This is a genomic window from Tropicimonas sp. IMCC34043, assembly GCF_003390845.1.
Taxonomy (GTDB): domain Bacteria; phylum Pseudomonadota; class Alphaproteobacteria; order Rhodobacterales; family Rhodobacteraceae; genus Tropicimonas.
In genome coordinates this window covers 294,780-306,950 of the sequence record NZ_QMEK01000004.1, presented here as the reverse complement: position 1 = coordinate 306,950, position 12,171 = coordinate 294,780, and the positions used below count along the sequence as shown (strand labels likewise).

The 12,171-nt window shown below is 65.9% G+C and carries 14 protein-coding genes; 6 read left to right on the top strand and 8 right to left on the bottom strand.

Going from position 1 to position 12,171, the window contains the following annotated elements; translation table 11 throughout:
• Positions 1 to 28: 28 nt before the first annotated feature.
• From DQG17_RS16130 to DQG17_RS16115, 4 genes are all read left to right on the top strand, one after another.
• Entirely contained in the window at positions 29 to 961 is a 933-nt protein-coding gene (locus tag DQG17_RS16130) for a carbohydrate kinase (RefSeq protein WP_116133878.1), read from the top strand.
• On the top strand, positions 958 to 1,425 hold the full coding sequence (gene dtd / locus DQG17_RS16125) for a D-aminoacyl-tRNA deacylase (protein ID WP_116133877.1): 468 nt from the start codon (positions 958 to 960) through the stop codon (positions 1,423 to 1,425). Before DQG17_RS16130 ends, dtd begins: the two co-directional genes overlap by 4 nt.
• A gap of 116 nt (positions 1,426 to 1,541) precedes the next feature.
• Positions 1,542 to 1,703 (top strand): hemin uptake protein HemP, encoded by a 162-nt coding sequence (gene hemP, locus DQG17_RS16120; RefSeq protein WP_232829476.1) that lies wholly within the window; start codon positions 1,542 to 1,544, stop codon positions 1,701 to 1,703.
• Between the two features lie 59 nt (positions 1,704 to 1,762).
• A complete protein-coding gene (locus tag DQG17_RS16115) occupies positions 1,763 to 2,002 on the top strand; it encodes a DUF1289 domain-containing protein (RefSeq protein WP_369908055.1) in 240 nt (79 codons plus the stop codon).
• 363 nt (positions 2,003 to 2,365) lie between these two features.
• Here the strand turns inward: DQG17_RS16115 and cydX are convergent, their stop codons facing one another.
• The 5 genes from cydX to cydD form a co-directional block, all read right to left on the bottom strand.
• Positions 2,366 to 2,479 carry a cytochrome bd-I oxidase subunit CydX gene (cydX, locus tag DQG17_RS16110; RefSeq protein WP_116133875.1) on the bottom strand — a complete coding sequence of 38 codons (114 nt, stop codon included), beginning with the start codon at positions 2,477 to 2,479 and terminating at the stop codon, positions 2,366 to 2,368.
• Between the two features lie 13 nt (positions 2,480 to 2,492).
• Positions 2,493 to 3,656, bottom strand: coding sequence for a cytochrome d ubiquinol oxidase subunit II (gene cydB, locus DQG17_RS16105; protein ID WP_116133874.1), 1,164 nt, complete (start codon positions 3,654 to 3,656; stop codon positions 2,493 to 2,495).
• A gap of 5 nt (positions 3,657 to 3,661) precedes the next feature.
• A complete protein-coding gene (locus DQG17_RS16100; protein WP_116133873.1) occupies positions 3,662 to 5,278 on the bottom strand; it encodes a cytochrome ubiquinol oxidase subunit I in 1,617 nt (538 codons plus the stop codon).
• 136 nt (positions 5,279 to 5,414) lie between these two features.
• Entirely contained in the window at positions 5,415 to 7,061 is a 1,647-nt protein-coding gene (locus DQG17_RS16095; RefSeq protein ID WP_116133872.1) for an amino acid ABC transporter ATP-binding/permease protein, read from the bottom strand.
• Complete coding sequence (gene cydD / locus DQG17_RS16090) at positions 7,058 to 8,785, bottom strand: thiol reductant ABC exporter subunit CydD (protein ID WP_232829468.1); 1,728 nt, start codon at positions 8,783 to 8,785, stop codon at positions 7,058 to 7,060. The genes DQG17_RS16095 and cydD overlap by 4 nt, the downstream gene beginning before the upstream one ends.
• Positions 8,786 to 8,900: 115 nt before the next feature.
• Here cydD and DQG17_RS16085 point away from each other — a divergent pair, with 115 nt between their 5' ends.
• The gene (locus DQG17_RS16085) at positions 8,901 to 9,341 is read left to right on the top strand and encodes an Rrf2 family transcriptional regulator (RefSeq protein ID WP_116133871.1); all 441 of its coding nucleotides are present in this window, start codon (positions 8,901 to 8,903) and stop codon (positions 9,339 to 9,341) included.
• Positions 9,342 to 9,459: 118 nt separating this feature from the next.
• Positions 9,460 to 10,221 carry a YbaY family lipoprotein gene (locus DQG17_RS16080; protein WP_116133870.1) on the top strand — a complete coding sequence of 254 codons (762 nt, stop codon included), beginning with the start codon at positions 9,460 to 9,462 and terminating at the stop codon, positions 10,219 to 10,221.
• Here the strand turns inward: DQG17_RS16080 and DQG17_RS16075 are convergent.
• The 3 genes from DQG17_RS16075 to DQG17_RS16065 are packed head-to-tail and all read right to left on the bottom strand — an operon-like array spanning position 10,212 to position 12,159.
• Positions 10,212 to 10,943, bottom strand: coding sequence for an HAD-IA family hydrolase (locus tag DQG17_RS16075; protein WP_116133869.1), 732 nt, complete (start codon positions 10,941 to 10,943; stop codon positions 10,212 to 10,214). The genes DQG17_RS16080 and DQG17_RS16075 overlap by 10 nt on opposite strands.
• The gene (gene gph / locus DQG17_RS16070) at positions 10,940 to 11,608 is read right to left on the bottom strand and encodes a phosphoglycolate phosphatase (protein ID WP_116133938.1); all 669 of its coding nucleotides are present in this window, start codon (positions 11,606 to 11,608) and stop codon (positions 10,940 to 10,942) included. Before gph ends, DQG17_RS16075 begins: the two co-directional genes overlap by 4 nt.
• Positions 11,605 to 12,159, bottom strand: a complete 555-nt coding sequence (locus tag DQG17_RS16065; RefSeq protein WP_116133868.1) for a thioredoxin family protein — start codon at positions 12,157 to 12,159, stop codon at positions 11,605 to 11,607. The genes gph and DQG17_RS16065 overlap by 4 nt, the downstream gene beginning before the upstream one ends.
• Positions 12,160 to 12,171: the final 12 nt, after the last annotated feature.

Genomic DNA, 12,171 nt, shown 5'->3' with positions numbered 1-12,171 from the left:
GGGACACACAGACCTGAGGGAGGCCACGATGATCCTGTGCGCAGGCGAAGCCCTGATCGACATGCTGCCGCGCGTCACCACCGCGGAAGAACCCTGCTTTGCCCCCGTTGCGGGTGGGGCCGTCTTCAATACCGCGATTGCGCTGGGGCGGCTTGAGACGCCGGTGAAATTCTTCACCGGGCTTTCGACCGACCTTTTCGGACAGAAACTCAGCCAGGCGCTGACGGCAAGCGGGGTCGATGCCGGGCTTTGCGCCCGCGCCGACCGGCCCTGCACGCTGGCCTTTGTCGAGCTTGTCGGCGGGCAGGCGCGGTACGCCTTCTATGACGAGGGCACGGCGGGACGGATGCTTGACGCGGCCGACCTGCCGGACGAGACGGCGCTCGACGGGGTCGCCGCGCTGTTCTTTGGCGGCATTTCCCTTGTGGTCGAACCCTGTGGCAGCGCCTATGAGGCGCTGGCGGCCCGCGAACAGGCAAGGCGGCTGGTGATGGTCGACCCCAACATCCGCCCCGGATTCATCCGCGACGAGGCCGCCTATCGTGCCCGGGTCGGGCGGATGATCGCCATGGCCGACATCGTCAAGGTTTCGGACGAGGACCTGCACTGGATCGCGGGCCCGGGCGACACGGCGACACTGGCCGAAGGGCTGCTCGATCAGGGGCCAAAGCTCGTCTGCATCACCGAAGGGCCGAAAGGGGTCACAGGTTACATGCCGGGCCGGCGGATCAGCGTTGCGGGCGAACCGGCCGTGGTCGTCGATACTGTCGGCGCGGGCGACACCTTCAACGCCGGGCTGCTGGCGGGGCTGCATCGGGCCGGGTTCCTCGACAAGGCGGGGCTTGCCGAGATCGACGCGAGTGCGCTCGAAGACGCGCTGCGGCTTGGCAACCGCGCAGCGGCAGTGACGGTCGCGCGCGCCGGGGCCAATCCTCCGACGGCGGCCGAGCTGGGGTTGTGAGGGCGCTGGTCCAGCGGGTCAGCCGGGCATCGGTCACGGTCGCGGGCGAGACCCTCGGCGCGATCGGCCCGGGCCTGCTGATTCTTGTCTGCGCGATGCGGGGCGACACCGAGGCCGAAGCCGACAGACTGGCGGCAAAGATCGCCCGGCTGCGGATCTTCCGCGACGGATCGGACAAGATGAACCTTTCCCTGCTCGACACCGGCGGCGCGGCGCTGGTGGTCAGCCAGTTCACCCTGGCGGGCGATACAAGCCGCGGAAATCGCCCCGGATTTTCGGATGCCGCTGCGCCGGAGCCGGGTGAGCGACTGTATCAGCACTTTTCCCGCACGCTGGCCGGGCTTGGCCCCCATGTCGCCAACGGCCAGTTTGGCGCCGACATGGCGGTCGAGCTGGTCAACGACGGGCCGGTGACAATGTGGATGGAGGTGGCCCCCAAGGATCCTGACCTGCGCACGTCATAAAGCCGACTGTTTTATTCAGGATTGACAAGTCATAGTGTTTTTATAAGGTATGAGGGCGCGCGAGACACCGCACCGACGACTTCATGCCTTGGACACAGGAAACGCTCATGACCATGATGATCAACAATATCGACCTGACCCACTCTGCCCTTGCCGGCTTGCCGACCTTCGACGCAAGGGCAATGACCAGCACCTCGGGGCTTGCCCAGATCCTGCTGGACGACAAGATCTATACTCTTCGGATCACCAAGGCCGGCAAGCTGATCCTGACGAAATAGCCGCGTGACAGAAGCCCGGGGATCGGCAAGAATGGCGTCATTCAAAATGGAATGATTGCTTGACCTGTTTGCCGATTCCCGTCTTCCCGTCACCGTGCATTGATCAATGCAGTTTTCGCCGTCGCGGACATTGCGTCGGGTGTTCCATGACGCAGGCGCAGAAGCGTCTGTTTCAGGGCCTCAAGAAGCGCGATCAGCGGGCTGCTTTCATCGATATGATCATCGAGCAGCAACTGCGCCTTGGGCGCTATGACCATTGGCCCGGGGCCTACAAGGAAAAGCGCAGCAACCCCGAGTGACTGGCGACAGAACACGGCCCGTGCCTGCCACGTCGTGCCAGGACGCCAGATGCAATTGCCACCATTGTCCTGGCTCAAGCATGCCGAACGCCAGTCAAACCTGACGGATCGAACGGATCGGGACGCCCGGCAGCCGACCGATACGATGCGACACTCGATAACGCCTCTGCCGCGGCGACCCGATCCATGGCCAGTTATAGGGACCTTGCGCCGCCGCGCCTTTGATCCAGCACAAACCTCGATCCGCCCTTTACGTACCCCGGCAAAAATCAGGCCGGGGTGTTGCCGCCCCGGCCCATCGTCCAATCGGACAAAATCGATGCCTTTCTTGGCCCCTGCCACCTCTGGCAGGGGCGAGCGCCGTCAGTCCTCGTCTTCGGTCAGGCGGCGGTCTTGTTGCATCTCGAGCCACATGGCGTTTAGAACGGCCAGCATCGCTGCCAGCGGAAGACCGAGCATCCAGGCAAAATACCACATCGTTTCAGTCTCCTCAGTAGACGGATTCGGAATTGTCGGCGACGTCGTCCTCGGTGACCTTGCCCCAGAGCACGCGATAGACCCAGGCCGTGTAGGCAAGAATCAGCGGCATGAAGATCACCGCACAGACCAGCATGACAAAGAGTGTCAGGTGCGAAGACGAAGCATCCCAGACGGTCAGGGACGAGTTCGGATCGACCGTCGAGGGCAGGATGAAGGGGAACATCGTCAGCCCGACGGTCGAGATCACCCCGAAGATACCGAGCTTGGACCAAAGAAGTGGCGCAAGGTCACTGGCACGGTCGAGGCTGCGCGCGGCCATCAGGATGCCGATAAAGCCCAGGATCGGGGCAATGGCGATCCAGGGCCGGGTCGAATAGGCCACAAGCCAGCTTTGGTCGCGGGCGACCTCGGACAGCAGCGGGTTCGATGGCCCGTCCCGGACCACATCGCCCACGATCCGGAAGCCGTCGATGCCAACCGCCAGCCACAGCCCGGCAAGCGCAAAGCCCGCCGCCGCGACATAGCCGAAGACCGGGCCATAGCGGCGGGCCCGTGTCGCCACCATGCCATCGGCCTTGAGCGCGAGCCAGGCCGCACCGTGCTGGAGCAGCATGGCGAGCGAGACCACGCCCGCGAGCAGCGAGAACGGGTTCAGCAAACCCAGGAACTTGGCATAGAACGGGCCGTCGTACATCGGCATCATGTCGGGGGTCAGGTGGAACGGCACGCCGACCAGCACATTGCCCACGGCCACCCCGAACAGCAACGCCGGCACCGCGCCACCCACGAACAGCGCCCAGTCCCAGGTGCTGCGCCAGGTCGGGCTTTCGCGCTTGGACCGGTACTTGAAGCCCACGGGCCGCAGGATCAGCGCCGCAAGTATGGTGAACATTGCCAGATAGAAGCCCGAGAAACTGACCGCATAGAGCGGCGGCCAGGCGGCAAAGATTGCACCGCCCCCAAGGATGAACCAGACCTGATTGCCCTCCCACACCGGACCGACCGTGTTGATCGCCTGCCGGCGTTCAAGGTCGGTCCTGGCGACGAAGGGCAACAGTGCCCCCACCCCCATGTCGAAGCCATCGGTCAGCGCGAATCCGATCAGAAGCACGCCCAGAAGCAGCCACCAAATCACGCGAAGCACGTCGAAGGCGATCAATTCATGCAAGATCATGTGTCTTACTCCGCTGGCGTTGCATTGGCACCGGGGACGTTGCCGTCGTGGGTGCTCAGGCGGTGCTCATGCTTCAGTTTCCAGGTCGCGGTCTCGGCCACATCCATGTAGGGGCCCTTGCGGATGAACTTCAGCATCAGCGCCATCTCGACCACGAAAAGGACCGAGTAGAAGGTGACGAAACCCGCCAGCGTGATCAGCAGATCCGCGATGGTGAGGTTGCTGACCGACAGCGCGGTCGGCAGCACGCCGTCAACGGTCCAGGGCTGGCGGCCGAATTCCGACACGAACCAGCCAAGTTCGGCGGCGATCCAGGGCGTCGGAATGATGAGTACCGCCATCCACAGCGCCGGCCGCGGGAAGGTCATGTTCCGCCAGTTGGCGCGATAGAAGAAATAGAGCATCACGGCGAGGAAGGCGAACCCGAGCCCGACCATGAAGCGGAACGCCCAGAAGATCGGCCAGACCAGTGGCACCGTGTCGTTGGCCGCCTTGACAATCTGCGCCTCGGTCGCCTGCCGCGGATCGTCGACATAGCGCTTGAGCAGGAACGCATACCCGAGGTCGTCCGAATTTTCCTCGAACTTCGCCTTCACCTCTGGCGAGACTTCGCCCTTGGCGGCGCGGATCTGCATCAGCCCGTCATAGGCCACGATGCCCCTGCGGATGCTGTCCTCGGCCTTGGCGACAAGTTCGTTGACCCCCGGAATGACCGTGTTCAGCGACCGGGTTCCGATCAGCCCCATCATGGCCGGGATATGGACCGCATAGTGGGTCTCGCGTGCCTCGTTATCCGGGAACCCGATCAGCGTGAACGAGGCCGGCGCTGGCTCGGTGTTCCACATCCCCTCGATGGCGGCGAGCTTCATCTTCTGGTTCAGCGTCGCGTCATAGCCCGACTCGTCGCCCAGCACGATCACCGACAGCGCCGAGGCAAGACCGAAGGAACAGGCGATGGCGATCGACCGTTTGGCCAGGTCGATGTGCCGTCCCTTCAACAGGTACCACGACGAGACGCCGAGCACGAAGACCGAGGCCGTGACATAGCCCGCCGAAACGGTGTGGACGAACTTGGCCTGCGCCACACCGTTGAAGACGACCTCATAGAAGCTCGTCATTTCCATCCGCATGGTCACGGGGTTGAACACCGCCCCCACCGGATGCTGCATCCAGCCATTGGCGATCAGGATCCACAGCGCGGAAAAGTTCGAGCCGATGGCCACCAGCCAGGTGACCGTCAGGTGCCCGCGTTTCGACAGCTTGTCCCAGCCGAAGAAGAACAGCCCGACGAATGTGGCCTCAAGGAAGAAGGCCATCATCCCCTCGATCGCCAGCGGCGCACCGAAGATGTCGCCGACATAATGGCTGTAATAGGACCAGTTCATGCCGAACTGGAATTCCATGGTGATGCCCGTCGCGACGCCGAGGACGAAGTTGATCCCGAAGAGCGTTCCCCAGAATTTCGTCATCTGCCGCCAGATCGGGCGATTGGTCATCACATAGACCGTCTCCATGATCGCCACGATGATCGACAGACCGAGCGTGAGCGGCACGAAGAGGAAATGATACATGGCCGTCATCGCGAACTGCAGGCGCGACAACTCCACCAGACCGATTTCCATGGTTTGCCTCCGTTAGGTTATCAGCGGTTTTGAGAATCGTTCCAAAATCCACGCTGTTCGGGCTTTGACATTCGTCGGCATAGCCCTGCATTGACACAGATCAATAAAGGAGTACGGCAGATACACATTTTATTCTTCACGTCACCGTGAGCCTGCGCTCCACCCAGTCCCGTTCGACGCCACGATGCGCGGCCAGCAGGATCGCAGCCCGTGGGCAGGCGGCGCGGATCCCCGATAGCACCCGCAGCGCCGTGTCCCGGTCGAGCCCCTCTGTCGGCTCATCGAGCAGCAGAACCGCGGGCGCACGCAGCAGGACACGTGCCAGCGCAAGACGCCGCGCCTCGCCACCCGACAGGCCCCTGCCGCCCTCGCCGAGTCTTGCGCCAAGCCCACCCATCGCTTCCACGACCCCGCCAAGCGCGACCCGGTCGAGCACCTGCGACAGCGCGGCATCATCGGCTTCCGGCACAGCAAGGCGCAGGTTCTCGGCAATGCTACCACCGATCAGCGCGCTGCGCTGCGGCAAATACCCCAGATGCGACCTCAGCGCGGCCTCCGCCCAGTCGTCAATCGGCAGGCCGGCGATCAGGACCCGCCCGCCAGCGGCCGGGATCAGGCCCGCCGCGATGTTCAGAAGCGTGCTTTTCCCCGCCCCGCTACGACCCTCCAGCGCCAGAATCTCGCCCGGAGCCACGGAAAAGCTGACGTCACGCAAGAACGGTTCCGGCGCCCCGGGAAAGCAGGCTGCGACCGCCTGAAATGTGATCCCCTCGCCCGGCGGAACGACCATGTCGCCCGGCGATGTTGCAGCGGCCGGCGCCAGCCAGCGGATCACCCGGCGTGCCGAGTCGCGCATGGCGCCGAGTTCGGCCATGCCCCGGCGCAGCGGCGCGAGGGTCTCGGCCAGCGCCAGCGTGGCAAAAAAGCCAAGCCCTGCCAGCGCCGGCACAATCGCGCCGCGCCGCACCAGTTCGGCCCCGATCACCAGCGCCCCGGCGGCGGCAACGGTTGCCGCGGCGGTCAGCATCGCGCCCGAAGCGCGGTCGATCCGGGCAAGTTCCAGCGCCTCGGCCCTGCCGCGGGCGTCGGCGTCAAGAACCGCCGCTTGCGAGCGAATGAGCGCCCCGTCCATGGCGAGGATCGCGCGGCCGCGCAGATGGTCGATCAACCGGGTGCGAAATGCCTGCGCTGCGGCGCTGGCCATCCGCGAGGGGCGATGCGACCGCCGCGACGACCAGATCAGGGCCGCGCCCGACCCGAGCGCCAGCGACAGCACCGACCAGACAGCAAGCCAGGGCGCCACCAGCACCGAGAGCAGCCAGAGCGCCCCGGCGAACACCGCGACACCGGCAAGCCCGGGGATCAGCAGCCGCAGTACAATACCGTCGAGCCCGTCCACATCGGCAGTGATCCGGTTCAGCATCTGTCCGGCGCGAAACCGGCTCATCGTCGCAAAGGGCGCGGCGGCCATGCCCTGCAACAGCCGCACCCGCAGCAGCGCCAGCGCCTTCAGCGTGGCATCGTGGGTCAGCAGACGTTCGCCATACCGCGCAGCGGTGCGGCCGAGCGCCAGGAAGCGAACCGCGGCACTCGGCCGGAACACGTCGAAGGCGACGCCCGCCCCCGCCAGCCCCGCCGCCCCCGCCGCGACGATGAACCAGCCCGACAGCCCCAGCAGGGCCACGCCCGCAACCAGAACCGCGACCGAAAGGGCGATGCCGCGCGCGAGCGCCCAGCGTTCCCCGCGCACAACAAGTCCTGCGATGACGGCAAGCGGTCTCATGCGGCCCCTCCCGGCACAGGGCCAGTGTCCAACGCGGGGCCAAGGTCGATCCGGCGGTCCATCCGGGCCGCGAGGATGTCGTCATGGGTGGCAACGATCAGCGTCGCCCCGCCCCGGGCAAGCTGCAGCAGCCCTGCCGTCACCGCGCCCGCGGTCGTCGCATCAAGGTTGGCGGTGGGTTCATCGGCAAGGATCACGTCCACGCGGGCAAGGGCTGCGCGGGCAATCATCAACCGTCGCGCCTCGCCGCCCGAAACCCCCGCGCCGGTATCGCCAAGCCGGGTCAGCAGGCCACGCGGCAGCCGCGCCACGACCTCGTCGGCCCGCGCCAGACGCAGGGCCGCGACGATCTCGGCCTCGCTGGCGCCGGGGGCGGCCTGCCGCAGGTTGGCTCGCAGCGACGTCGCCGCGAAATGCGGCGCCTGCGGGATCCAGCCGATACGGTGGCGCCAGGCATCGGCCGTGTCGGGCGACAGCCCCTGCCCGGCCACGACAATCTGCCCCCTTGCCGCCGGCCAGAGCCCGGCGATCAGCGCCAGCAAGACGGACTTGCCGCGCCCGCTGGGCCCTGTGATGGCGACGCACTCACCGGCGTAGATGGCAAAATCGGGAAACCCGACGCTGCGGCCGGCGGCAAGCTCGGCCGCGACCCCGCTGAGGCGGATCGAGGCTGGCCCCGCCAGTGCGACCGCGCCGCCGCCGGTGCCGACCAGCGGGATCTGGTCTGCGGCCTCGGCACGGGCTAGATCGCGGGCCACCGCGGTCGCCGCGGCCTTGTCGTGCCAGGCGGCGGCCAGATCGCGCAGCGGCTGAAAGAACTCGGGCGCCAGCAGCAGCAGAAACACCCCCTCGGCCGGGGTCAGCGGCGTGCCCCAGGCGCCAAAGCGCAAAATGCCGAGCAACGCAAAACCGACATAGACCGCGACCATGGCAACCCCGATCGCGGCAAACAGCTCCAGCACCGCCGAAGACAGGAAGGCGACCCGCAACACTGCCATGGTGCGGGTCCGCAGCGCCTCGGCCCGGTCACTGAACTGCGCCGCGACACGGCTCGATGCATCAAGCAGACGGATGTCGACCAGCGCCTGCAGCCGCTCCAGCAGCAGGTCGTTCAGGCTGCCGATCTCGTCCATCTGCCGTTCGCTGGCCTGCTGCGCGGCCATGCCCACAAGCGCCATGAACACCGGGATCAGCGGGCCCGAGACCAGCAGGATCGCCGCCACAACCCAGGATTTCCAGGCAGCGACCGCCAGAATGACCAGCGGCACCACCGCGGTGCGCAGGAAGGCAGGCTGATAGCGGGTGATATAGGGGCGCAGCAGTTCGGTTTTCTCGACCGCGAGCGCCGCCAGATCGGCCGAGCCGGGGCCTGCCGCCATCGGCGCCTGCCGGCCGGCGCGGGCGACCAGCGCCGCGCGTTCGCGCGCCAGCACAAGGTCGGCCGCCTGCGCAAGCCTGCGGTCGACGTCGAATTGCAACAGGATCCGGGCAAGCCCGACCCCGGCAAAACCCGCGGCGGCAACGGCGCCGTCCCATGGCCCGGCGGTCCCTGCCAGCAGCGCCCCAAGCAGCCAGGCGACACATCCCGCCTGCGGCAGCCACAGCAGCGCCGCAACCGCCGACACGGCAGCGGCGCGGCGCAACTCGGCCGCGACCGGGGCAATCGCCTGCGCAAGCCGGAGCATCACCGCGTCGGGGTGCTTGTCGGTCACCTGTTCATCCATTGATATGTTCACGATACGTTTAATCTAGGCGCGATTCGTCTATTGTGATCTGAATCAAAGTGCCGCGGGTAAATTCTGCATAGAAAATCTGGTACTGAAAAAGGATGTGGCCGATATGCGTTTGACGGTACGCACCAACCTGGCGATGCGGGCATTGATGTTCTGTGCAGTCAATGCCGACCGTACAGTACGCAAGGCCGAGATCGCCGAGGCTTGCAACTCTTCGGAAAATCATCTGGGCGTGGTCATCAACATGCTCGGCCAGACCGGGTTCATCGAAACCGCGCGCGGCCGAAATGGCGGCATCCGGCTGAAGATGGCACCCGAATCGCTGAACGTGGGTCAGGTTTTTCGGGTGTTCGAAGGCGGCGTGCCCTTTGCCGAGTGTTTTGCCGGAACCGACAACCACTGCCCCCTGACCTCGAGCTGCCGGTTGCGCGGCCAGCTTTCGGTCGCGCTCGAGGCCTTCTATCAGGCGCTTGACAAGGTCACCCTGGCGGATCTGGTCAAGGACAATTCCGGGCTCACGCAATTGTTGCAGATCGAGCCGGTCTGAGCCGCCCCAGACGGGCAAGGGCCGCGCTTTTCCCATCGCACCCTCGCGGACGGGCCGCTACTCTGTCGGCGACGATGCCGTCCCGCGAACGGGCGGCGGGACCGACCGGAGGACATTCATGCACCGTTTCCTGCTTTCCGCCCTGGCGCTTTGCCTGATGCCAACCCTGGCCGCCGCCGATACGCTGACCGGAACGGTCACCTATCTGCAGCGGATGCTGTTGCCGCCGGACAGCACGCTCGAGGTCGTGCTGGAAGATACCTCGCTTGCCGATGCGCCCGCGGAACGAATCGCCACGCTGACCATGGAAGACCCCGGCGCCCCGCCCTATGACTTCAAGTTCGACTATGACCCGGCAACGATCGACCCGACGCACAGCTTTTCGCTGCGCGCCACGATCCGTCAGGGCGACCGGCTGTTGATGACGACGGACACCAACTATCCGGTGCTGACCCGTGGCGCAGGCGAGACCGCAGACATGGTGTTGAAGATGGTCGATCAGGACGAGCCGCAGCCGGCGGTGCCAGATGCCGCATTGCTGGAAACCTACTGGAAGATGGTCACCATGATGGGCGAGCCTGTGCCGGTGATCGACGACATGCGCGAGCCCCACGTCACGCTGAGCGAGGACGGCCCCAGATATAGCGCGACAGTCGGCTGCAACATGATGAGCGGCGCAGTGACGCTGGAGGACGACTCGATCGCCTTCCTGCCCGGCCCGACGACGCTGATGGCCTGCCAGCCGCCGCTCGACGAGATGGAACAGGCGCTACAGCAGGTGCTGGGCCAGGCAACCGGCTGGAAGATCGCGGGCGAGTCGATGTGGTTGCTCGACGATGCCGGCACCGAACTGGCCGAGTTCCAGGCGATCTATTTCTGATCGAGAGATTCGGACCGCAGTGCCTCTGGCGCAGCGGTCCGGGGGTGAAAGCCGAAGCGCGGCCAGTTTTCGGGCGCAAGCGAGGGGACGACCGTCGCCTCGCTGAAATCCGCGTCATGGGGGCCGAATTCCGAGGGAGTGACCACCACCGAAAGGCCTGCTGCCCGCGCCGCGCGATAGCCCACGGGCGAATCCTCGAAAACCAGCGCCTCGGGTGCGGACAGACCGAGGCGGTCGAGCGCGACAAGATAGACCTCGGGGTCGGGCTTCTTGGTGCGCACGTCCTCGGCCGTGACCACGACGTCGAACAATGTCTCGACCGGCTGCCGGAACGTGCCGGCAAACAGCGCCGCAAGGCTTTCGCGACCGGACGCGGTTGCTATGGCAAGCGCGATACCTTCGGCCCGCGCTTCGCCCAAAAGCTGCAGCACGCCGGGCCGCGGGGCCAGAGAGCCGTCGGCGATCATCTCCCGATAGACATCGCGCTTTGCGCGCTGCATCGCCTCGAGCGTCGATTGATCGACCCGGGCCGCATCGGGCAGGCGCTGCTGGAAGGCCGACATGCGCTCGATCGCGCCCGAAACGGCCAGCAACTCGCGGTTCAGTTCCAGGTCCCAGTGCCAGTCGAGCCCGAAGTCGCGGAATACGGCGTTGAAGGCGCGCCGATGGGCATCCTCGGTCTCGGCCAGCGTTCCGTCCACGTCGAAGACGAAAGCCCTCATTGAGCGGCCGCGCGGCCGGCACCCGCCGCCAAAACGATGCCGGGAAGGCTGGCGAAGTCGTCAAAGGCCCAGTCGTGCGGGATCTGGTCGACCGGGGTCTTGCGATAGCCTTCGGTATAAAGCGCAAACGGGATGCCGGCGTTGCGGGCGGTGCGGGCATCGGTGCCGCTGTCGCCGACATAAAGCGTCGGGCCGCCGCCGAGTTCGCGGATCACCGCGTGCAGCGGCGCCGGGTCGGGTTTGACCGCCGGGACCATGCCGCCGGCGATGAAGGCGTCGAACGTGGTATCGAGCCCCATGTGGCGCAGCACGGCGCGCGCCGGCTTTTCGGGCTTGTTGGTGCAAAGGCCAAGCTGGTGGCCCTGATCCTTCAGCAGCGCCAGCGAGTCGAGCACGCCGGGATAGAACACCGCCAGATCGACAGCATTTTCGTATTCGGCGACGAAATTGCCATAGATCTCGGCGTGCATTTCGGGCGTCTCGACAATGCCGCGGGCCGCCATCATGCGGCTGACCAGCACCTTGGCGCCCTCGCCGATGAAGTCGCGGGTTTCGGCAAGCGTCAGCGGCGGCTTGCCGAGCCCGGTCAGGATCGCGCCCGCCACAGCCTGGATATCGGGGGCGCTGTCGATCAGCGTTCCGTCGAGGTCGAAGATTATGTTCATGCCGCTTTCCATTTGATCGAACAGCCCATGGAGGGGATTTGCTCCTCCGGGCCGCGGCCGGTTTCGGCGACGAGTTTCATCGCCTCGAAAAGGTCGCGGCGAAGGTCCTCGGGGCCGGTCTGCTTGCGCGAGGCATCGAGCCGTCCGCGGTATTGCAGGGCGAGATCGGCATTGAAGCCGAAGAAATCCGGTGTGCAGACGGCGTCATAGGCACGGGCGACCGACTGATCCTCGTCGCGCAGATAGGGGAAGGTCATGCCCCAGTCGGCGGCCCGAAGCTTCATGTTCTCGAAACTGTCGTCGGGATGGGTCGTCGCGTCGTTCGAACAGATCGCGGCAACCCCGATCCCCAGCGCTTCGAGATCGCGCGCATCGCGCAGGATGCGGTCGATCACCGCCAGCACATAGGGGCAGTGGTTGCAGATGAACATGACAAGCGTGCCGCGGGGACCGGCAATGCCGCTCAGCGAATGGTCCTGCCCGTCGGTTCCGGGCAGGGTGAAATCCGGGGCCTTCCAGCCAAAGTCGCAGACCGGGGGGATGGCGGCCATGGCGCGTCTCCT

What these genes read in the sequence shown, in the direction of transcription:
- cydX (WP_116133875.1), bottom strand. Translation starts at nt 2,479, where the DNA reads ATGTGGTATTTTGCCTGGATGCTCGGTCTTCCGCTGGCAGCGATGCTG.
- DQG17_RS16095 (WP_116133872.1), bottom strand. Translation starts at nt 7,061, where the DNA reads ATGAGACCGCTTGCCGTCATCGCAGGACTTGTTGTGCGCGGGGAACGC.
- gph (WP_116133938.1), bottom strand. Translation starts at nt 11,608, where the DNA reads ATGAACATAATCTTCGACCTCGACGGAACGCTGATCGACAGCGCCCCC.
- DQG17_RS16065 (WP_116133868.1), bottom strand. Translation starts at nt 12,159, where the DNA reads ATGGCCGCCATCCCCCCGGTCTGCGACTTTGGCTGGAAGGCCCCGGAT.
- cydD (WP_232829468.1), bottom strand. Translation starts at nt 8,785, where the DNA reads ATGGATGAACAGGTGACCGACAAGCACCCCGACGCGGTGATGCTCCGG.
- hemP (WP_232829476.1), top strand. Translation starts at nt 1,542, where the DNA reads ATGATCAACAATATCGACCTGACCCACTCTGCCCTTGCCGGCTTGCCG.
- DQG17_RS16100 (WP_116133873.1), bottom strand. Translation starts at nt 5,278, where the DNA reads ATGGAAATCGGTCTGGTGGAGTTGTCGCGCCTGCAGTTCGCGATGACG.
- DQG17_RS16130 (WP_116133878.1), top strand. Translation starts at nt 29, where the DNA reads ATGATCCTGTGCGCAGGCGAAGCCCTGATCGACATGCTGCCGCGCGTC.
- DQG17_RS16085 (WP_116133871.1), top strand. Translation starts at nt 8,901, where the DNA reads ATGCGTTTGACGGTACGCACCAACCTGGCGATGCGGGCATTGATGTTC.
- DQG17_RS16075 (WP_116133869.1), bottom strand. Translation starts at nt 10,943, where the DNA reads ATGAGGGCTTTCGTCTTCGACGTGGACGGAACGCTGGCCGAGACCGAG.
- cydB (WP_116133874.1), bottom strand. Translation starts at nt 3,656, where the DNA reads ATGATCTTGCATGAATTGATCGCCTTCGACGTGCTTCGCGTGATTTGG.
- DQG17_RS16080 (WP_116133870.1), top strand. Translation starts at nt 9,460, where the DNA reads ATGCACCGTTTCCTGCTTTCCGCCCTGGCGCTTTGCCTGATGCCAACC.